This is a genomic window from Bacillus sp. FSL K6-3200, from assembly GCF_038630485.1.
Taxonomy (GTDB): Bacteria; Bacillota; Bacilli; order Bacillales; family Bacillaceae; genus Bacillus; species Bacillus safensis.
Window position 1 is genome coordinate 1,917,708 of the sequence record NZ_CP152032.1, and the last position, 20,524, is coordinate 1,938,231.

A 20,524-nucleotide genomic window follows, 5' to 3' on the forward strand; every position below is an offset into this window, starting at 1 on the left:
GTTACTTCCCTCCTGTAGCTAGTGTCATAATTCGTTCCTGTGTAGCTTCTGTTTTATCTAATTCCCCGCTGATGGTTCCTTCATGAATGACGAGTACTCGATCGCTCATCCCGAGTATCTCTGGGAGTTCAGAGGAGACCATTAAAATGGCAACCCCTCGATCGGTCAATTCATTCATTAACTGATAGATTTCTCGTTTCGCTCCGACGTCAACACCTCGTGTCGGTTCATCTAAAATCAACACTTTTGGCTGTATGCCGATCCATTTGGCGATGACAACTTTTTGCTGATTTCCGCCAGACAGGCTTCGGGCAGAAATGTCAGAGGAAGCCGTTTTAATCGTTAGTCTTTTGATGAGCAGATCGACAAAATCCTGTTCAGTTTTCTTATCTATCAGTCCCTTTGGAGAGAAGCTTTTTAAGTTTGGCAGACCGATGTTTTCTCGGATGGATGCATCAAGCATCAGCCCTTCATCCTTGCGATCCTCTGTGATAAAGCCGATGCCGAGCTTGACGGCATCACTTGGTTTTTTAATCAAAGCTTTTTTCCCATGAACCCATATTTCTCCTTGGTCAAGAGGATCGAGGCCAAACAGTGACCGCATCATTTCGGTCCGGCCAGCACCCATTAAGCCTGCAACACCGACGATTTCTCCAGCTTTAACTGAGAAATTGATATCGTGAAATTGTCCTTTTCTCGACGCTTGTTTCACCTCAAGGACAATGTCTCCTGTAGAAGGCGTTCGCTCGGGATATCGATCTGTCAATTCCCGGCCGACCATTTTTTTGACGACTTCATGGAAATTCGTTTCAGGTATGGCTTTCGTATCGACCGTTTTCCCATCACGCATGATCGTAATCCGGTCACAGATTGCAAAGATTTCCTCCATACGATGAGAAATATAGACGATCGAAACTCCTTCTTTTTTGAGAGATTCAATGACCTGGAAGAGCTTTTCAATTTCCCGTTCCGTTAGAGCTGCTGTCGGCTCATCCATGATGATGACCTTCGCATCGGTCATTAATGCCTTTGCAATCTCAATCATCTGTTTTTGTCCAACAGAACAGCTGCCAGCCTCTTGATCAAGCGAGAGATTCACAGACAACCTGTCCAGCTGCGCCTGGGCGAGGACCTTCATTTTTTTCGTGTCTAGCAGTCCGAGCTTCGTATAGATTTCTTTCCCGATGAATAGATTCTCCAAGACGGTCATATCCGGCCATATGTTGAGCTCCTGATGAATGAAGGCAATGCCGTGCTGTTCCGCTTCCTTCGGATTTTTGAAAGCGGTTTCTTTTCCGTCGATTTGAATCGTTCCTTGATCTAAAGAATAAAGACCTGTAAGCAGATTCATTAAAGTTGATTTTCCCGCACCATTTTCACCCATGAGGGCGTGGACTTCTCCTGTGACGAGGTCAAAGGAGACCCCGGAGAGAACGGTATTTTTGCCAAAAGCCTTATGGATGTTATGCATCTCAATGTTCATATCTGGCTCCTCCTTTAAAAGATGACACCGGCATGAAGAATGCAGTTTGCGTATGGGGTGGCTTCACCCGTTCGTATGACTGCTTTTGCCTGTTTGGTCATGTCTTTGAACGTCTCGTGGTCTACTTCATGTAATGGATTTGAGAGCGCTTTCTTAAGAAATGAATGATCTCGTTCATTGGCTGCTTTGATTTCACTAGCTACAGTGATGTTTTCAACGGCCATTTCCTGAAGAAGGAGGGAGGTGACCTCCTGAAAAGATGGTGTGCCGATCGATAACGCCAGGTCGATTTTGACTGGACCTTCTGGGATAGGGAGACCACAGTCTGCGATGACGATTGTATCTGTGTGGCCAAGGTCAGCAAGCACCTTGGCGATATGGCTGTTTAGGATGCCGTTTTTTTTCATTTCTTTTTCTCCAATTCTTTTCTTGTTGGCATGCCGCCTTGTGCGCCAAACTTTGTGACGGACATAGATGCTGCAAGGTTGGCAAAGGCAAGCGCGTCATAGAGGGATTTGCCTTCTGTTAGGGCGACAGCTAAGGCTCCGTTAAAGGTATCGCCAGCTCCTGTTGTATCGACCGCTTCGACAGGTACACCTGGAACTAACACTTCTTTCGATCCGTCAAAATATCGAACCCCATTTTTCCCTTCTGTGATCAGTAATTTGTTAGGGTATTGACGCAAGGCATCTTCAATTGGCAGACCATCAAACATCAGAACAGCTTCGTGTTCATTCGGTGTAATGTAAGCAGCCTGCTTTAAAACCTGCTGCGATACTTTGCGGGCTGGTGCAGGGTTTAATATCACAGGGATTTCTTTTTCACTGCAAAGGGCGCAGACCGCTTCGACCGTTTCTTCAGGTATTTCCTGCTGAATGAGAACCATCCCAATATCATCAATTGTAGAAAGAGCATCACTTACATAGTCAGGAGTGACCTCATTATTTGCCCCTTTGACCACGACAATGCTGTTATCACCTTCCGCTAAAATGATATGAGCTGTGCCGCTCTCCATTTCGGTAACCGGTTTCATATATGAGATGCGGACACCTTGTGTTTCTAAATTGCTGAGAATATCCTGACCATAAGTGTCATCACCAACTCGGCCGACCATATATACATCTGCACCGAGTCTGGCACTTGCGACCGCCTGATTGGCACCTTTTCCGCCTGGGACGGTTTTAAACGATTCGCCTAACACCGTTTCACCGGCATTTGGCCGTTTATCTGATGTGACGACTAAATCCATTGAACAGCTTCCTACTACAACAATATGACTCATTGTGAATCCACCTTTCTTGTGGTCTCTCGTTCAATAAAAGAGACGGGCATTTGAATAACTGGTTGATCTATCGGTTGTTTCTGAATCGCTTTGATTAATAGCTGTGCCGCTTCTTTTCCCATCTCATAGGCGGGCTGCCTAATGGTTGATAAGGAAGGGAAGAGCAGTTCACTTTGCGGAATATCATCAAATCCAATGATTTGAACGTCTCCTGGAATGGCTTTTCCGATCCGAAGCGCTTCGTGTATGACCGCTGTTGCGACGATGTCATTGCTGGCAATGATCCCATCTGTTTCAGGGTACAGCTGGAACAGGGCTTTGGCGCTTTTTCGGGCTTCTTGAAAGGAAAAGGAAGCATTAGACATCACATGAAAGTCGACACCTGTATCCGTGAGAACATCGAGTGCGCCTTTGAATCGCTGCCGCGCAGTTTGCAGATGGGCAGGTCCTTTTAACAGTGTGATCTGCCGGCTGCCCCGTCTAATTAATTCCATTGCGGCCATTTTCCCGCCAGCTGCAGCATCTGCAAAAACAGAAGGTGCATGTGGAACGGTTCGATCTAAGAACACAACAGGTAGATCATCATCATTGTATATATCTGATTCAGGTTCATTTGTGATTGCGATGACACCGACCACTTGATTTTGTTTAAAGGTTTGTAAGTAGGCCATCTCCTTCTCTCGATCTTCATCACTGTTCCCGAATAATAACCGAAAACCGTGCGCATGAATTTCGTCCTCAACGCCTCTAGCCAGCTGAGGAAAGAAGGGGTTTGTGATATCAGGCAAGATTAAGCCGATTAAGCGTGATTCTCTTTTGAAAAGGGATCTAGCCACTTCATTGGGAAAGTAGTTCAACTCCTGCATCGCTTGTGTCACGCGGGTTTTCGTATCTGAATGAACATATCCAGTGTCATTGAGCACGCGTGAAACAGTGGCAACAGACACTTGTGCAGCTTTTGCGACATCTTTAATTGTAGCCAATGGAGAGCCTCCCTTCATGAATGTGTAACCGTTTACACACATAGATTATCACGAAAGCATCGAAATGACAATCTAAAAAAAATAAAAAAAGAAAAGAAAGATGTCTTCTTCCTTTTCTTTAACTAATAATACCTGTTTGTGTAATATTCACTTTGATTTTTGGAATGATTTTCACCTTCGGATAATCGGTGACCCAGTTCATTTTCATATATTCATCATAGTGTTTTACCCGATATTTTCTGCCAAGGCTTAGCACGTCAGAATTCGCTTCTTGCAGGGCTGCAATGACTTTTTCAGCGTCTTTTGTCAAAATAGCTGACAGCCTCTTATTTAACATTTCGATTTTCTTATCTGTATCTAAATTATCTTTCGGATATTCAAGAACAGAGGTGTTGAATTCAAACTCAAGAGAGAAGGTTACGTTTCGGTGATCAGGATTGACAATTTTAATGTCTCTCTTTGAATCGGTTACTTGAATGGTGATGTAATTGTTTTCCTTTGATTTCATATCACTTCTTACTTTTTTCGTGAAGTTTGCATATTTGCCCATTTTACCATCCATAACAGTGAGCAGAATGGCATCCTGAGCATAGAGTTCACCTTTTTTTTTCTCATTATCAAATAAGGCAACCCCTCTCACACTCGTTAACTTTTTTGATTTATCGTAGTAGAGCAACGGAAGTGTGAAGTCCTCGCCGGTTTGCAGCATTTTAGACCGGACATTTTGAATGTTTTTAGGTGCAACTTGGGAGGAGTGTGATGCAGAAGTGATCAGGTTGTTTAAATAGTCGCTTACAATGAGCTTCTCCTTGAGCAGAGAATTGATTAATTCTACACAGCTTCCTCCTTGCACCACTGCTAAGTTTGCGAGCAAAGGGCTTTTGGGATCGCGATAAAACATATCTAAGTAAGGGAGCAGCCGGTTTTGGGCAAATTCATCACCGACCAGCAGCACCCTCATTTTCGACATATCAATTTTTTGGTCTACACTCCGGCTAAAGTTGCTTCTTGCTTTTCTTAAAGTAGGCGCCTCGGTTGTGAGAACAGTGGTTAAATAACTGCCAGTATTCCCTTGCTGCATACTTTGAGACTGCTGCACCTTTCGATAGGTAATCGAATACCTAGCATTGTCATCCTCTCCTTGATCAACAGCTGAAGTTAATATGAGAGAGATGTCTTTTAATAGGTTTTGATCCCAGCAGCCAGGCATGAAAATGAGGGAAACACACATAAGCAGCGTCAACATGTACCTATGATGCATGTGATTTCACCTTCTTTTTGCGGTGTTTGATCAAGATGATAACGGCCATCATGATCGGAAGTGTGTAAATAAATGAATATTGTGCAACGGTGGTAAAGTCATTGAATCGCTGAATTCTAAAGTTATCAGTTGAAAGAAAACAGCTTGCAGCATAAATCAAAATGGCGAAATAGTAGACATATTTTTTGTGATTTTTTTTCTTCAGCATACTGGACACACCATTTGCACAAAAGTACAGATAATTACTCAGTGTGACGAGAATGATAAAGACCCAAAAGCTTAGAAAGATTAAATCCGTCCGCTCAATGACACCGAATGTAATGGTTTTTAATAGATACAAAACAGGATTTGGAATCACATCAAGCTCAGCCGGGCTGAAAAACATAAAACAAATTATAGTAATAAATAGGTAGTAAAGCGTCGTGCATATATTTGAAATGGTCATCACTTTATATCGTTCCTTAATGGAGCCCTTCATCAGTGGAGAGATGATCAAAATCATCTCAAATCCATTCATTGACAGCACCACATCCTTCAATCCAAGCTGAAATTGAGAGATATCCGTTTGGAAGAAAGGCAGGAGGTAATCAATATTGGTTCCTTTCAATGAATAGAACATCAATAGAGAGAGCGTGAGCAAAAAGGGAGTTAAGATAAAGTTAAACCTGACAATGGCTGTAATTTGCTCCTTTGCAATATAGATAATGCATATCATCAGTAATAGGTTAATCACCCAGTTTGGTGTGAGCGGGAGCACCCATATGCCAAGAATCCTTGTGAATATAGAAAGGACTACGATGCAGACCGAGGCAAAGTATACCGTATAGAGCACGGTCAAGGCGCGTCCAATCCATTTTCCAAAGACCTCAATCAGCACTTGGAAAAATGACGTTTCTGGATACTTGTAGATGATATAAATAAAAATGGTATTGATGAGCTGGATAAAAAAACACGCGACAATTATCGCCATCCAGCCATCGTGTCCCATGTCTTTCATCAGTAAATGGGGGAGCGCTAAAATACCAACACCAATTTGAGACTGGATGATGAAAAAAACAGCTTGAGGTGGAGATATTTTATTTTTCATTTTTCTTTTCCCACCCTCTCAGTTGTTCAATTTGTTTGTTCTTTTGCGGATTTAAATAAACAGGGCGGTTTTTGTACATCCACATTGGGAGTCGAACCACAGTATCTTTTAAGTCCTGCCAGTTAAATGGAGCGACAGGTGATAAATATGGCACCCCTAGTGATTCTAAGCGGCATAAATTCATAAGTATAATGGCGAGCCCAAATGAAATGCCAACAAATCCAAACATCGATGCCATAAACATGAGCGGGAAACGAAGCATCCTGATGGTGGACGTCATTTCAAACGACGGAAGTACAAATGAAGCGACAGCCGTCACAGCGACTACAATCACTTGGACATTCGAAATAAGTCCTGCTTGTACAACCGCATCCCCAATAACCAAACCTCCTACGATGCCAATGGTCTGCCCGATTGGTTTAGGCAGACGCACCCCAGCCTCACGTATAAGTTCAATTGTGATCTCCATCAGCATAGCCTCTATCAATGGAGGAAAGGGAATGCCAATAATAGAGTTCTTCATCGTAATAGCTAGTTCATCTGGGACAACCTCATAATGAAACGCAATAACAGCAATATAAAAAGATGGCAATATGACTGCGATGATGCAGGCAAGATAACGAAGAATACGAATAAACGTGGCAGGAATCCAGCGGCTGTTATAATCATCTGGCGACTGAAAAAAACTAAAGAACGTGATAGGCAGAATGATGGCCATTGGACTGCCATCCATGAGTACGACTATTCTGCCTTCAAGAATCGCAGATCTTACCTTGTCCGGACGTTCTGTATCAATCAGCTGAGGGAAAATAGAAAATGAATCTTCCTCAATTGCTTCAACGATAGAGCCAGGACTTATCAGTGTGTCTACTTTAATAGAAGAAATCCGTCTGTTGACTTCTTCGACCTTTTCTTGATTGGCAATATCAGATATATACACCGTTGCAAGCTTTGTTTCCGATTTTGTACCGACCTTATGATATTGAATAGCGAGCTTCCGATCATTTAAATGCGAACGAAGTAAGTAGATATTGGTATCAAGACTTTCAACAAACCCGTCATGTGCGCCCGCGATAATACTTTCAGAAGAAGGTTCAGAAATAGAGCGCAACGGCGGCTGACCGACAGCAAACAGCTTGATTTGCGAGGAGTTTTCATCAAGAAAGGCAATACTTCCTGCAATAATACTGTCTGTGATCAGTGTCAAGTCGCCTGTTTCAAGTGTGCTTAGAGATTTTGTATAATCCTGCTTTCCAGGAGGGCCTAACAAGTTGCCGATAATGAAATCATTTAGTTTTCCTTCATCTATTCTTGTTTTAATAAAAAACAGCGCACATTTCGTTTCATTCACCATCAACTCTCGGTATTCAAAATCGCCGCTTTGCTGAAATGTTTTTTTAAGGATACGGATTTTCTCGTCAAAGCTTCCTGATAAAAAATGCAGGCGTGTCTGCTCATTGGTGTTTGGCATCTTTAGCCTCCTCTCACAGATTTTTTAACCATAGTGTAAGCGGAGAAGCGAATTTTATTCGTCTCCTTTGGGGAAAGCATGACATGAGCTGACAACTTTCAACTAAATTCACATTAAAAATGTTAAGAAATGATGAATCTTGATAAAAACAAATGAATAATGTTTCATTGTTTAGGTCATAAGGTGCGAATATCGTAAAAAGAAGGTACACCGAAATGATCAAAATTTTACATCTTATCCCAATTTTTTGTGACCTAAAAATAAGCAGATGACTTGATTTTTTTAGAGGTGACCTTTGTCATAGGTCAACACGCAGCAAACTGACCAATGAGAATGACTTTCTAACCTGTTCGTTCAAAAATATAAAACATTCCAAAACACGCACTATTCATTTAAAGTGCTGATATGACTGATGTTATAGAGAAGAGAGGGCTTTAAAACATTGATTCAAAATACATCTTAATAATTGTCGAAAAATTTAGGGAGAAAAGGACAAAAGATTTTCGGATCATTGATGGTAACGCTTTCTCTTAAATTCAGTAGAAATTCAGAGTGATTTTTGTCCGCCTTTTGGCCTTTTCATTTAAAGGATGGGTAGGCAAATAAGCCTTCTGATTAGAGGAATTTGGCATACGAGGAAGTGAAAGATTATGTTACATAATACCGATTGTGATTTTATGCTGAACAGATATACTGTTGATTGAATTTACATATCACACTCATAAAAAAAGGAGATGTAGATAAGCGATGTGGTTAATCGTTATAGCCTGTGTCATCATGTTAGGGATTGGCTTTATTGAAAAGAAGCGTCATCAGAAAAATATCGATGCCCTGCCGGTGCGCGTCAATATTAATGGTATTCGCGGAAAGTCTACCGTCACAAGATTGACAACCGGTATCTTAATGGAGGCAGGTTATAAAACTGTCGGTAAAACAACGGGAACGGATGCAAGAATGATTTATTGGGATACGCCAGAGGAGAAACCGATTAAAAGGAAACCGCAAGGACCGAATATCGGAGAGCAGAAGGAAGTTATGAGAGAAACAGTTGAAAGAGGAGCGAATGCCATCGTCAGTGAATGTATGGCGGTAAATCCAGATTACCAAATTATCTTTCAGGAAGAGCTGCTTCAAGCAAACATTGGCGTGATCGTAAACGTTCTTGAAGACCATATGGACGTCATGGGGCCGACACTTGATGAAATAGCAGAAGCCTTTACAGCGACAATTCCTTACAATGGACACTTGGTTATTACGGATAGTGAATATACGGATTTCTTTAAAGAGATTGCGAAAAAACGCAACACAGAAGTCATTGTTGCAGATAATTCCAAGTTTTCCGATGAGTTTTTACGGAAATTTGAGTACATGGTTTTCCCAGATAATGCTTCACTGGCACTTGGTGTTGCCCAAGCATTAGGGATTGATGAAGATACGGCATTCAGAGGAATGTTAAATGCACCGCCTGATCCAGGAGCGATGAGAATTCTTCCATTAATGGACGCGAAAACGCCTGGACACTTTGTAAATGGATTCGCGGCAAATGACGCATCCTCTACATTGAACATTTGGAAGCGTGTGAAAGAAATTGGATATCCAACAGATGAACCGATTATTATTATGAACTGCCGTGCGGATCGTGTAGATAGAACGATCCAGTTTGCGGAGGATGTACTTCCTTATATTGAAGCAAGTGACCTTGTCTTAATTGGTGAAACAACAGATCCAATTGTGAAGGCATATGAGGAAGGGAAAATTCCGGCTGACCACTTACACAACCTTGAATATCAATCTACAGAACAAATTATGAATATGCTTGAGAAAAAGCTTCATAATCGAGTGGTTTATGGAGTCGGCAATATCCATGGTGCCGCTGAACCGTTAATCGAAAAAATTCAAGAATACAAAATTAAGCAGCTTGTCAGCTAGGAGGAAATATAGAAAATGTTCGGATCAGATCTTTATATCTCGTTAATTTTAGGTGTTCTACTTAGTTTAATCTTTGCAGAAAAAACAGGAATCGTACCAGCTGGGCTAGTTGTTCCAGGTTATCTAGCGCTCGTATTTAACCAGCCAGTCTTCATTTTAGTCGTCTTATCTGTCAGCTTGCTTACGTATGTGATCGTTCGCTTTGGCCTATCAAAATTTATGATTTTATACGGACGCAGAAAGTTTGCTGCGATGCTGATTACAGGGATTGCCTTAAAACTGATATTTGATTTCTTCTATCCAGTGGTCCCATTTGAAATAGCAGAATTCCGCGGAATCGGAATCATCGTCCCTGGATTGATTGCGAATACGATTCAAAAGCAAGGTCTTACGATTACCCTTGGAAGCACGTTACTTCTAAGTGGTGCAACATTTGCCATCATGTATGTTTACTATCTATTTTAAGATAAGGTGTGTCCAATGATGAATAAAAAATTGAGCTTTCAGGAAAAGCTGCTGAAAATCACAAAGAACCAAAAGAAAAAGACGAATAAACATGTACTGATTGCTTTACCGATCGTTATTGCTTGTACATTTCTATTTACGTTTATCGGGAAAGCACAAGTGCCAACTGTACAAAAGAATCCAGAAAACATCCTGACCGCTTCGTTTGTCGGTGACATTATGTTTGGTAGAAACGTAGAGAAAGTAACAGAACGCTATGGAAAACAGCATCTTTTTCGCTATGCCAAGCCATATTTTGATGTGTCAGATTATGTGACAGGAAACTTTGAGCATCCAGTCGCATCAGATAAGGAGCAGGCTGCCCAAAAGAATATTCATTTAAAAACAGATGAAGATTCTGTCCAAGCGTTGAAGGATTTAAATTTCTCTGTCTTAAACTTTGCGAATAACCATGCGGCAGATTATGGTGAAAAAGGGCTGAACAACACGATCAATGCCTTTGAACAAACTGGCATGGATTATACAGGTGCAGGTCGTAACCTCCAAGATGCGAAGCAGAACATTTCGTACAAAGAAGTAAATGGTGTCAAAATTGCTACACTTGGTTTTACAGATGTGTATGGGAAAGATTTCAAAGCAACGAATCGCCAGGCGGGTATTCTGCCAGCCGATCCATCTATCTTTATTCCGATGATTTCGCAGGCTGCTGAAAAGGCAGATATTGTCGTTGTTCATGCTCACTGGGGACAGGAGTACAACAATGAAGTAAACGACAGACAAAGAGAATTGGCAAGAGCGATGTCTAAGGCCGGTGCTGATATCATTATCGGTGCTCACCCGCACGTTCTTGAACCGATGGAAGTCTATAATGGAACGGCGATTTTCTATAGCCTAGGAAACTTTATTTTTGACCAAGGCTGGTCAAGAACACGTGATTCTGCACTTGTTCAGTATCATCTGAATGAAGATGGAAAAGCGACATTTGAAGTTGTCCCAATGTACATCAAAGAAGCAACACCTGCTCCAGTAAAAGCAGGATCTCTAGAATCAAAAGCCATTATCCGTATGCTGACCAATGGGACGAATGCGGATTGGAAAGAAAAAGACGGACACATTTTCTTTGAAGTAGATCACGCTGATAAAGTTAAAAACTTAAAAGAAAACGGAGGGAAAGAGAAGAAATGAAATTCCTAAAAGCAAGCTGGCCGTTTGTTGCGTTAATTTTAGTCTTTGTCTTTATGTCTGCTTTTAAATTTAGTGATAGTCTGACAGATCACGAAAAACAAAAGATTTCGGTTGAAATGCAGAAAATTGAACAGCAAAAGCAGTCAAAAGCGGAAGCAGGTAAATAACCTAAAAAGGATAAAGGGCACGCATATCGCGTGCTCTTTTTTTGTCGAAATAGAGTGTAAAATGAAAGGTGTCATGCCGAAACTATAGAAGAAAGGAGGGAAAGGATCATGAAATGGAAAGAAATGTTGATTGGAGGGTGTGCGCTCGTAGGGCTGATGTTCATGTCCCAATCAGCAGTATCTGCTCAAACACCATCTCTTTTGGAGCAAGCGGAAAAGCTGATTGGAACACCTTATCATAAAGGAGGAACCGATCCAAAAACGGGCTTTGATGCATCTGGGTTTATTCAATACGTGTACAAGACATCAGAAACATTTGATTTGCCGCGAAAGGTAATCGACCAATACCAGATTGGAAAAAAGGTATCATGGGAAAAAGCCCAGCCTGGTGACCTTGTGTATTTCCGAAGCCTTGAAGAAACAAAGGATATCCCGACACATGTGGCGATGTACGCTGGTAACAATCAGGTCATCCACATCACGCTTAGTCAAGGTGTGGTGAAAACAGATGTCAGCAAAAGCAAATATTGGACTGATCGATTTTATGCGGTCAAACGACTGCCTGGCACACAAGAAATTTCTGATGATCCACTTGTGAAAGATGCGATGACCTATTTAGGTATTCCTTACGTATTTGGAGGAGCAGATCCAAAGACTGGATTCGACTGCTCAGGATTTTTACAGTATTTATTTGAAAAATCACTTGGGATCTATTTACCTCGAAGTGCTGAACAGCAGTGGATCGTTGGAGAAAAAGTGGCATTAGGCGATATTCGCCCTGGGGATTTTGTCTTTTTTAGCAACACATATAAGCCCGGAATTTCTCATGTAGGTATGTATATTGGAGGCGACCGCTTTATTCATGCAAGCCGTTCTGAAAGTGTGACAATTTCTTATTTGTCTGAATCGTATTGGCGCGAGAAATGGACAGGTGCGAAACGATTAACAGATCTGGAGCTTGCGAAAGAGGATCCTATCGTATCAAAAGCCGCTACGTATATCGGCGAAGTCCCTTATGTCAAAGGCGGTACGAACCCAAAGCAAGGATTTGATACAGCAGGGTTCACACAGTATGTGTATCGAGAAGTGCTTGGCATTGAGCTGCCTCGCTATGCATCAGGTCAAGTCAAAGCAGGTACACCTGTGAAACGTTCTGAGCTTAAGCCAGGAGATCTTGTCTTCTTCAGCGGAACATCATTGATGCCGGCGATATATGCAGGATCTAATCAAGTCATTCATGTCACTGTCTCAAACGGTGTTGTCTTGACCAATATGAAAACAAGTACGTACTGGAAGGACAAATACGAAACGGCTGTTAGAATCAAAAAATAAAGAAAAAGCCCGATCAGTACTTGTATCGGACTTCTGGACTTCTCTCTAGGCGCTGATCAGACAAGCGTCTTTTTTTCATGGAATTGATTTTGTAAAAGAAGATCAATAAAATAAGCGACACCATCTTCATGATTCCCTTTTGTGATGTAGGTGCTCTTTTCTTTAATGACATCTACTGCATTCCCCATTGCAATGCGGTGGCCTGCTTCTTCAAACATAGAAAGATCGTTTGGGCTGTCGCCAATTGCATAAATATGTGAGCGGTCTACACCATAATGGGCTGCGAGCTTTTTCAGGGCATGTCCTTTTCCAGACTCTTTTGGCAGCACCTCAATAATATGTTTTCCAGACGAGGTCAATGAAAGCTCAGGCATATCTGCCAAAAGACTTCGAGCTTCATGCAGTTTGTTCATATCAAACGAGAAGCAGAGTAATTTATAGGTCGGTTCATTCGACTCAAAAATCTGACGGATATCATCCACTGGTTTGATGCCGAATTGTTTAAATTGCGTCATGGCACCTTCCCATAGATGAGCGAGATCCTCATTTGGGTTTGCGCTTTCGATCAGATCAAATTCTGCTTTCAGCTTCTCTTTTCCATCAAAAGGAGAGAGGAGGGCATCATCTGTATAGACTTCAAAGTAAATGTTACGTTCCACTAATGCCTTTGCGGCCCGCTTGCCTGCTTCTTGATCCAGTGTGATTCGGCTGAAGAGCTCGTATCCCTCTGTATGAACAGTCCCGCCGTTTGCCGCAATAATGGGGATGTCCAAATCGCCAAGCAGCTCCTTTACATCAAAAGTTGCCCGCCCTGTACAGATGGTCACAATATATCCAGCATTCTTCGCACGAATCAATGCCTCTCGGTTTTGAGCGGATATTTCACTTTTTGTATTTAAGAGTGTACCGTCTAAATCAATAGCAATCATTTTTTTCATCGCTGTCAAATCCTCCTTCATTCATGCAACAGCCTCTTCAAAGTATGTACGAATTCCTTCAATCTCATAAAAAAAGGATGGTTGATTCCTCACTATCAAGGCTAAACAAAAATGAGCGAATGATCAAGGAAATAAGAAAAAGCGCCCCAAAGGGACGCTTCCAGCGTGTAGGCAAACCCTCGCATTCGATGTCAGGTCTGCGCTCCGGTACTCACGAATGTCAAATTCGCTCTGTTCCGGTGCTCGCCCTTCCTAGGGCTGCAAAGGTTTTCTATCACGCTGAAAAGAAGACAAAGGGGTAAAATAAACTTCATTTTACCCCTTTGTCAGCAATCTGAAAGCGCCCCTTGGGGAGGCTTCTATTTATGATAATTCAAGCTGCTTCTTCAATTCAGTTTTTACTTCGTTCAGCTGGTTTTGATCCAATTGGAAATAATAAACTCCGTTTGGCTGGTAATCAGATCCTTTAAGCTGAATGGTATCAACCGATTTCAATGAAGTCAGAAGAGGGAAAAGACCGACTAACTCCTTCATAGAAAGCGTGGTTGACACATTATCACCGAGTGTATCAATGATATTGTCGTATGACGGAATAGATGTTAATGATTTTGATTTATCGAAAATGGCTTTTAACACTTCCATTTGTCGCTGTCCACGCATTAAGTCACTATCTGCTTTTCTCGTTCTCACATAAGCGAGCGCTTGATCACCATCTAGTGTATGAGTTCCAGTTTGAAGCACAACCTTGCCTTTTGTATCCTTTTTAATCTGTTTCACAAGGTACTCATCCTTGATGTTAATAGGAACACCGTTTAATTCGTTGACGATTTCTTTAAATGCTACGAAATTACTTTGGATGACAAAATCAACCGGAATATCTAGTAAATCTTCAACGGTACTCACTGTTAAATCTGCACCGCCAAATGCGTGTGCGTGAGTAATTTTATCAAAACCGTGGCCTGGAATATTAACGTATGAGTCCCTAGGAATGCTTAATAATTTAACGGTTTTATTTGTGCGGTTAATGGTTGCTAACACCATTGCGTCGCTTCGTGCTTGTTTCACTGTTTCGCCCGGTCTGCTGTCAATTCCAAGCAGCAAGACAGAAAAGCTGTCTTTTCCTGGATCGAATGCTTCAATCCGTTTCACAGATTGTGCACCGCGATCTAGAGATACTTGTGCCTTTTTGGCAGCATTTGTTACTTTGTAGTAGGCATAGCCAGTAACAGAAGCGGTCGTCAGTAAAAGAATACCAAATATAAATAGAGTGACTTTCACCCATGGTTTTAAACGCTTTTTCCCTTTGCGTTTACTTCGTGATTGATCCATATATTTTAAACCCTCGCTATGATTTTATAGTAAAGATGTCCTTCTTTCTGCTTACAAACTAAAACAAATATACCTTAAAACGGGATATAGTGCGACATTTTTTTCATTAACGCTTAATTGACGTTTCCTTCTCGTGAAAAGTTTCAAATATACACAAATGAAATATATTTGTCATAAAACATCGAAATGTTTGAAATGACAGGAAGTGAGGAAAATGACTTTTCATAGAGTACAGAGACAAAAGTGGGGTTATGTATATGAAAAATCGGAATGGATGGCTTTATTTCTTCGGCGCCCTTGGCGGTGCTTTATATGGCTATGATACAGGTGTCATCTCTGGCGCCATCTTATTTATGAAAGAGGATTTAGGTTTAAATGCGTTCACAGAGGGGCTTGTCGTCAGCTCGATTTTAATCGGGGCGATGCTTGGTTCTTCTCTTTCTGGAAAATTGACAGACCAATTTGGGCGGAAAAAAGCAATCATCGCCGCAGCTATTTTGTTTATTATTGGCGGATTTGGTACAGCCTTTGCCCCGAATACGGAAGTGATGGTCTTATTCCGAATTGTACTAGGGCTTGCTGTCGGGTGTTCGACTACGATTGTTCCATTATATTTATCTGAACTTGCGCCAAAGGAATCACGAGGGGCACTGTCCTCTTTAAACCAGCTCATGATCACATTTGGTATTCTTCTTGCCTATATTGTGAACTACGCTTTAGCGGATGCAGAGGCATGGCGCTTGATGCTTGGAATTGCGGTTGTTCCTTCTGTTCTTTTATTAGGTGGGATTTTGTTTATGCCGGAAAGTCCCCGCTGGCTGTTTGTCCACGGACAGGCTGACCGTGCAAAGGAGATATTATCTAAACTCAGAAAAAGTAAGCAAGAAGTTGAAGAAGAAATTTCAGATATTCAAAAGGCGGAAAGTGAAGAAAAAGGCGGTTTTAAGGAATTATTTGAGCCATGGGTACGCCCAGCATTGATCGCCGGTGTCGGCCTAGCCTTTCTACAGCAGTTTATCGGTACAAATACGATCATTTACTATGCACCAAAAACATTCACAAGCGTTGGCTTTGGGAATTCAGCGGCAATTTTAGGAACTGTCGGAATTGGTGCAGTGAATGTCATCATGACGTTTGTCGCCATCAAAATCATTGACCGTGTAGGACGTAAAGCGCTGCTCCTATTTGGGAATGCGGGAATGGTTCTTAGTTTAATTGTCCTGTCAGTGGTCAACCGATTTTTCGAGGGGTCAAGTGCTGCAGGGTGGACAACCGTTATTTGTTTAGGTCTCTTTATCGTCATCTTTGCTGTCAGCTGGGGTCCTGTCGTTTGGGTGATGCTCCCAGAGCTGTTCCCAGTACATGTCCGGGGAATCGGTACAGGTGTCTCGACCTTCCTCCTTCATACAGGAAATTTAATCATCTCGCTTACATTCCCAGCTTTATTAAGCGCGATTGGCATCAGTAATCTTTTCCTCATCTATGCGGTCATCGGCGTAGGCGCCTTCTTATTTGTGAAATACTTAGTGACCGAAACGAAGGGGAAAAGTCTTGAAGAAATTGAAGAAGATTTAAAAAAGAGAAATCGAGCCGTCGCAGGTGACGAAGGAAAAACGGTGTGAACAATGGCCAGCTGCTGTATGCAGCTGGTTTTCCTATGTTAAACAAACGTTTAATCAAGAAAGGACATTCCCTCATCTTCTGAACGTGCTGCCTACAACATACATATGGAACAGGCGGGTGAAAGGTGGAAATGAGATGAAAGGGAAAACAAGCATTGTCATGCTGACGTACAACGAACTGCATTTAACGAAAACATGTATCGAAAGCATTAAACATCATACGAGCAGCGACCAATATGAACTCATCATCGTCGATAATGCGTCAACTGATGGCACGAAGGAATATGTAAGAGAGCTGGAAGATGTGATATTCATTGATAATGAAGAGAATCAAGGTTTTGCAAAGGGATGTAATCAAGGGGCAAAAGAAGCTTCAGGAGACAGCATTCTCTTTTTAAATAATGACACGATCGTGACGGAAAACTGGCTTACTCCATTAAAAGAGGCGTTATTCGCATCAGAACGTATTGGGATGGTTGGGCCAGTCTCTAATTATGTGAGCGGCCCCCAGATGGTCCAGCCGTCGTATACAGATGTGAAGGAGCTCCCAGACTTTGCTAAGGAGTATACGTCTAAGAGAAAAGGTCAGAGAACATATGTGCACCGGCTTGTAGGGTTTTGCTTGCTCGTGAAAAGAGAGCTGATCGAGGATGTGGGGTTATTTGATGAGCGGTTCGTTTATGGATCATTTGAGGATGACGATCTTTGCTTACGTTCATTACTGAAAGGATATCAGCTGCAAATTGTGCATGATTCCTTTGTGCATCATCATGGTCATGCTACCTTCAATGCCAATCAAGAAACGAACATCTCTGCACTGTTTACTGAGAACAGACTTCGGTTTTTAAATAAGTGGGGCATAGATCTAAATTTGATCACCCCTCATCCATATTTTGCGGAATTACTCCCTGAGGACGCTGCACGCGTGCTGGATGTTGGGTGCGGCGCAGGGGCTACCGGGCTTGAACTAATGAATCGTCAGTCTGTTGACATGTACGGGGTAGAGGCGGATACATTAAAAGCAGCAGTCGCAAAGGCGTATTACGAAGAAGTCATCGAGGCAAATGCGGATGAATACCCATGGTCAGAAAAAAAGGCCTTTTTTGATGCGGTCATTTTTTCAGATGTTTTAGAGCACGTGTCAGATCCTTGGCACATCATTGAACAAGCGCACGCATCTTTAAAGCCAGGCGGTGTCATTATTTGCTGCCTGCCTAACATGATGCATGCAGAAGTGCTTCTACCTTTAATGACAGGGGATTTTACGTATCAAGATGTAGGAATTTTAGATCGAACCCATATGCGGTTCTTCACACCAAACACCATGCGTGCGCTTTTCCCAGACCATCTGTTTGAACGCGTGATCGAGCAGCGGATCAATGTACAGATTGATCAAAACGTCCAATTGTTTTTTGACGAAGTGGCAAGAATAGGAGTGTCACTTGGCTTTCAAACAAAAGCGTTGTCTGACCATGTGACCTTGTATCAGCTTCTCATTGTCGTGCGTAAAAAAGGCGGCTCCCCTTCGGGATAACCGCCTTAGCGTGTAGCCAAACCCTCGCATTCGGTGTCAGGTCTGCGCTCCGGTACTCACGAATGTCAAATTCGGTCCGTTCCGGTGCTCGACCTTCCAAGAATGCAAAGGTTTTCTATCACGCTAAAAAGAAGAGAAAGGGCTAAAATCAAGATCATTTTAGCCCTTTGTCAACAGTCTGAGGGCAGCTGCCCTTCGGACGCCTTTTTGCATTACCATTTGAAGCTTTTCGTTGCACCTTCTGCACCAAAATTCAAGATGCTGACTTTGACATCATAATCAATGTCTGCTTCTTGGAATAGCCTATCCCACTCGGTACCATGCTGATCCCAATAGTCAGGATATTTCATACGAAATTGCTGGTTAAAAAATATGGGATCAACACCCACTTCTTTTTGCACATGATGAACTGCTTTTTGAATGCGTTCTTTAATTTTACGAGCAAAGATCCGCTCAAATCGTTTGATGTATTGCTCATCGAATGAGTTTTCAGGAGGATATTGATCCTCAGACAATTTTCCATTTGTTTTTACGCTAATTTTAAAGGAAACTTTTCCATCTTTCAGGTAGGGCTCGACCTTCGTCTTTGCTTTTTTTATTTCAAACGTGATCGGATAACCCTTGTAGGTGGCAGGTACAACGCCGCCAGTGATACGGCCCATTACCCAGTTTAAAGATTGGACATCTTTTGCTGGGATAAAACCGATCAGCTTTCGCGTTTTCCCATGTATGATTCCTGCCCCATCATAAATAATTTCACTGTCGATCACATCTACACTTTGCACAAGGAAGCTAACGCCCATCTGAAAGTAATCAGACGACCGTCCAATACGTGTTGGCGGTGCGATCTTTCCGTTAAAGTCTCGGTTTTTTGATGTTTCGAAGATATGTTCAACTGGTACCTTTTGCTGTGATTTCAATTTTTGGTTAATGACTTTTGACGCATCACCTCGTGACACGAGGAGATAGCTGCTGCGCCGAACCTCATCATCACGAATAAAATGATTGAGTGTTCCTTGAATATCGTGATGCTCCGCTTGATTTCTGCCAAACAAGAATATTTTCAGGTGATCACTATAGATCGGCGGGTCCTTCAAGGCGACATTACTGACAGCCTCCAGCACATTTTTTCCCTTCGAGACAACATTCACATAGCCGGGAGAATCGGCTTCTTGTGTTCCGCCCGTTTTCGGTACAAGGTTTTGGTAGGTCAGCTTAACTCCATTCTCATCTTGTTCATCAATGCCAACACCGCGTACAAACGATAGTTTTTCAATATCCTTTAAGTCCCAGCAGCCTGCTGATAGAAGGAAAAGGCAGCAGGAAATAAAGAATAACATTACACGCCTTCCTCTCATGCGGAACGACCTCCCCATTTTTTGCGAATCATCAGCAGGATAGCTGTAATAAAAGGAATGGCTAAAACTGCGAACAATGCGTAGCCGAGTAAAGTAGAGTAGTAAAAGACTTCATTGATATTTCTAGGGAAAAGTGAGAGTGCTGATGTAATCAAAAATAACAGCCATAACAGTCTCGTTATATTGGTTGTTTTAAAAACGGTGAAGCAGCCTTTAATCGCAAATTGGAAAAAGCCCAGCATACAAATGAACTGCTGGCACGTCCAGATCGTCAGTAAGAAAATATCAAAACGTTCGATAAACACCCCTTCAAGTTCAAGCGCTTGAATGAGGGAAACTGTCGGCCAAGTGAGAGATTTCGTTTCACCAACGGTCATGGAGCCAATCACTATAAAGAGTGTGAGGGAATATACAAGAGAAGTAATCCCAACCCCGATCGCAGCCGCCCATTTTGCCTTAGACCATTTGTCTTTATAAATGAGCGGGACAACAAACAAAATGACTTCAAAGCCTGTAAATTGAATAAAGGTTTGAGAGAACAGGTTACTAAAATCTTTAAAACCATGCGCCATCACAGGGCGCAAATAATCAAAATCAAATATTTTTAAACAAAACAGCATGAGCGCTATGTAAATGACCATGGTGATCGGATAAATATAGGTCACCATTTTGACGACTGGAAAGATACCGCTTTTCAAATGATAGATCGCCACGAGTAAAAAAATCATCACAATCACGGTCATGGGAGTCGATTGCAGCAGGAAAAACTGAACCACTTCCCCAAGGACACGTGCCTCAAAGCCGACAATGCCTAGTAAATAGGCGATCAGCATTAAATTAAAGATTGTGCCAAAGAATGCGCCCGCTCCTTTTGTATTTGACTCGAAAATGGTGTCTGGTGCATTCTTTTCGGCAATCCAGCCCAACAAAAAAGCAACGAAAGCAAAGATGACGCCCTGTATTAATACAATGATCCAGCCATCAGGGTATCCTGAATTGGCAGAACTGCGTGGAATGGTTAAAATTCCAGCGCCTATCATTGTAGAGCTGCACAGAATGGTGACTTGTAACAATGATAGCTTTTCAGGTCTGTACATC

Annotated in this window: 18 protein-coding genes; 7 read left to right on the plus strand and 11 right to left on the minus strand. The window is 42.1% G+C overall.

Going from position 1 to position 20,524, the window contains the following annotated elements; genetic code table 11:
• Nucleotide 1: 1 nt before the first annotated feature.
• From MHI60_RS09730 to MHI60_RS09760, 7 genes are all read right to left on the minus strand, one after another.
• A complete protein-coding gene (locus MHI60_RS09730; RefSeq protein ID WP_111290661.1) occupies nucleotides 2-1,483 on the minus strand; it encodes a sugar ABC transporter ATP-binding protein in 1,482 nt (493 codons plus the stop codon).
• A 14-nt stretch (nucleotides 1,484-1,497) separates the two neighbouring features.
• On the minus strand, nucleotides 1,498-1,890 hold the full coding sequence (rbsD, locus tag MHI60_RS09735) for a D-ribose pyranase (protein WP_095409736.1): 393 nt from the start codon (nucleotides 1,888-1,890) through the stop codon (nucleotides 1,498-1,500).
• The gene (rbsK, locus tag MHI60_RS09740) at nucleotides 1,887-2,765 is read right to left on the minus strand and encodes a ribokinase (protein WP_111290665.1); all 879 of its coding nucleotides are present in this window, start codon (nucleotides 2,763-2,765) and stop codon (nucleotides 1,887-1,889) included. Before rbsK ends, rbsD begins: the two co-directional genes overlap by 4 nt.
• Entirely contained in the window at nucleotides 2,762-3,748 is a 987-nt protein-coding gene (locus MHI60_RS09745; RefSeq protein ID WP_095409734.1) for a LacI family DNA-binding transcriptional regulator, read from the minus strand. Before MHI60_RS09745 ends, rbsK begins: the two co-directional genes overlap by 4 nt.
• Before the next feature lie 118 nt (nucleotides 3,749-3,866).
• The gene (locus tag MHI60_RS09750; protein ID WP_095409733.1) at nucleotides 3,867-5,009 is read right to left on the minus strand and encodes a Ger(x)C family spore germination protein; all 1,143 of its coding nucleotides are present in this window, start codon (nucleotides 5,007-5,009) and stop codon (nucleotides 3,867-3,869) included.
• The gene (locus tag MHI60_RS09755) at nucleotides 4,999-6,096 is read right to left on the minus strand and encodes an endospore germination permease (RefSeq protein WP_095409732.1); all 1,098 of its coding nucleotides are present in this window, start codon (nucleotides 6,094-6,096) and stop codon (nucleotides 4,999-5,001) included. The genes MHI60_RS09750 and MHI60_RS09755 overlap by 11 nt, the downstream gene beginning before the upstream one ends.
• Nucleotides 6,086-7,567 carry a spore germination protein gene (locus MHI60_RS09760; protein ID WP_095409731.1) on the minus strand — a complete coding sequence of 494 codons (1,482 nt, stop codon included), beginning with the start codon at nucleotides 7,565-7,567 and terminating at the stop codon, nucleotides 6,086-6,088. Before MHI60_RS09760 ends, MHI60_RS09755 begins: the two co-directional genes overlap by 11 nt.
• Nucleotides 7,568-8,314: 747 nt before the next feature.
• Between MHI60_RS09760 and pgsB the strand changes: the two genes are divergently transcribed.
• The 5 genes from pgsB to MHI60_RS09785 all read left to right on the plus strand — a co-directional run bounded on the left by pgsB (nucleotide 8,315) and on the right by MHI60_RS09785 (nucleotide 12,645).
• The gene (gene pgsB / locus MHI60_RS09765; RefSeq protein WP_342502614.1) at nucleotides 8,315-9,496 is read left to right on the plus strand and encodes a poly-gamma-glutamate synthase PgsB; all 1,182 of its coding nucleotides are present in this window, start codon (nucleotides 8,315-8,317) and stop codon (nucleotides 9,494-9,496) included.
• A gap of 15 nt (nucleotides 9,497-9,511) precedes the next feature.
• On the plus strand, nucleotides 9,512-9,961 hold the full coding sequence (pgsC, locus tag MHI60_RS09770; RefSeq protein ID WP_007497520.1) for a poly-gamma-glutamate biosynthesis protein PgsC: 450 nt from the start codon (nucleotides 9,512-9,514) through the stop codon (nucleotides 9,959-9,961).
• Nucleotides 9,962-9,979: 18 nt separating this feature from the next.
• Complete coding sequence (locus tag MHI60_RS09775) at nucleotides 9,980-11,146, plus strand: CapA family protein (protein ID WP_111290671.1); 1,167 nt, start codon at nucleotides 9,980-9,982, stop codon at nucleotides 11,144-11,146.
• On the plus strand, nucleotides 11,143-11,313 hold the full coding sequence (locus MHI60_RS09780) for a hypothetical protein (protein WP_087976066.1): 171 nt from the start codon (nucleotides 11,143-11,145) through the stop codon (nucleotides 11,311-11,313). Before MHI60_RS09775 ends, MHI60_RS09780 begins: the two co-directional genes overlap by 4 nt.
• Before the next feature lie 108 nt (nucleotides 11,314-11,421).
• Nucleotides 11,422-12,645 (plus strand): C40 family peptidase, encoded by a 1,224-nt coding sequence (locus MHI60_RS09785; RefSeq protein WP_111290673.1) that lies wholly within the window; start codon nucleotides 11,422-11,424, stop codon nucleotides 12,643-12,645.
• 56 nt (nucleotides 12,646-12,701) lie between these two features.
• Here MHI60_RS09785 and MHI60_RS09790 read toward each other — a convergent pair whose 3' ends face one another.
• Nucleotides 12,702-13,583, minus strand: a complete 882-nt coding sequence (locus tag MHI60_RS09790) for a Cof-type HAD-IIB family hydrolase (protein WP_186318675.1) — start codon at nucleotides 13,581-13,583, stop codon at nucleotides 12,702-12,704.
• Between the two features lie 363 nt (nucleotides 13,584-13,946).
• Nucleotides 13,947-14,912 (minus strand): LCP family protein, encoded by a 966-nt coding sequence (locus tag MHI60_RS09795; RefSeq protein ID WP_048237597.1) that lies wholly within the window; start codon nucleotides 14,910-14,912, stop codon nucleotides 13,947-13,949.
• 257 nt (nucleotides 14,913-15,169) lie between these two features.
• On the opposite strand from MHI60_RS09795, the gene MHI60_RS09800 reads away from it, so the two are divergent.
• Nucleotides 15,170-16,534, plus strand: coding sequence for a sugar porter family MFS transporter (locus tag MHI60_RS09800; protein WP_144471970.1), 1,365 nt, complete (start codon nucleotides 15,170-15,172; stop codon nucleotides 16,532-16,534).
• A 136-nt stretch (nucleotides 16,535-16,670) separates the two neighbouring features.
• On the plus strand, nucleotides 16,671-18,068 hold the full coding sequence (locus tag MHI60_RS09805; RefSeq protein WP_144471972.1) for a bifunctional glycosyltransferase family 2 protein/class I SAM-dependent methyltransferase: 1,398 nt from the start codon (nucleotides 16,671-16,673) through the stop codon (nucleotides 18,066-18,068).
• A 212-nt stretch (nucleotides 18,069-18,280) separates the two neighbouring features.
• Here the strand turns inward: MHI60_RS09805 and MHI60_RS09810 are convergent, their stop codons facing one another.
• A complete protein-coding gene (locus MHI60_RS09810; protein WP_095409723.1) occupies nucleotides 18,281-19,426 on the minus strand; it encodes a Ger(x)C family spore germination protein in 1,146 nt (381 codons plus the stop codon).
• On the minus strand, nucleotides 19,423-20,523 hold the full coding sequence (locus MHI60_RS09815; protein ID WP_111290681.1) for a GerAB/ArcD/ProY family transporter: 1,101 nt from the start codon (nucleotides 20,521-20,523) through the stop codon (nucleotides 19,423-19,425). Before MHI60_RS09815 ends, MHI60_RS09810 begins: the two co-directional genes overlap by 4 nt.
• Nucleotide 20,524: the final 1 nt, after the last annotated feature.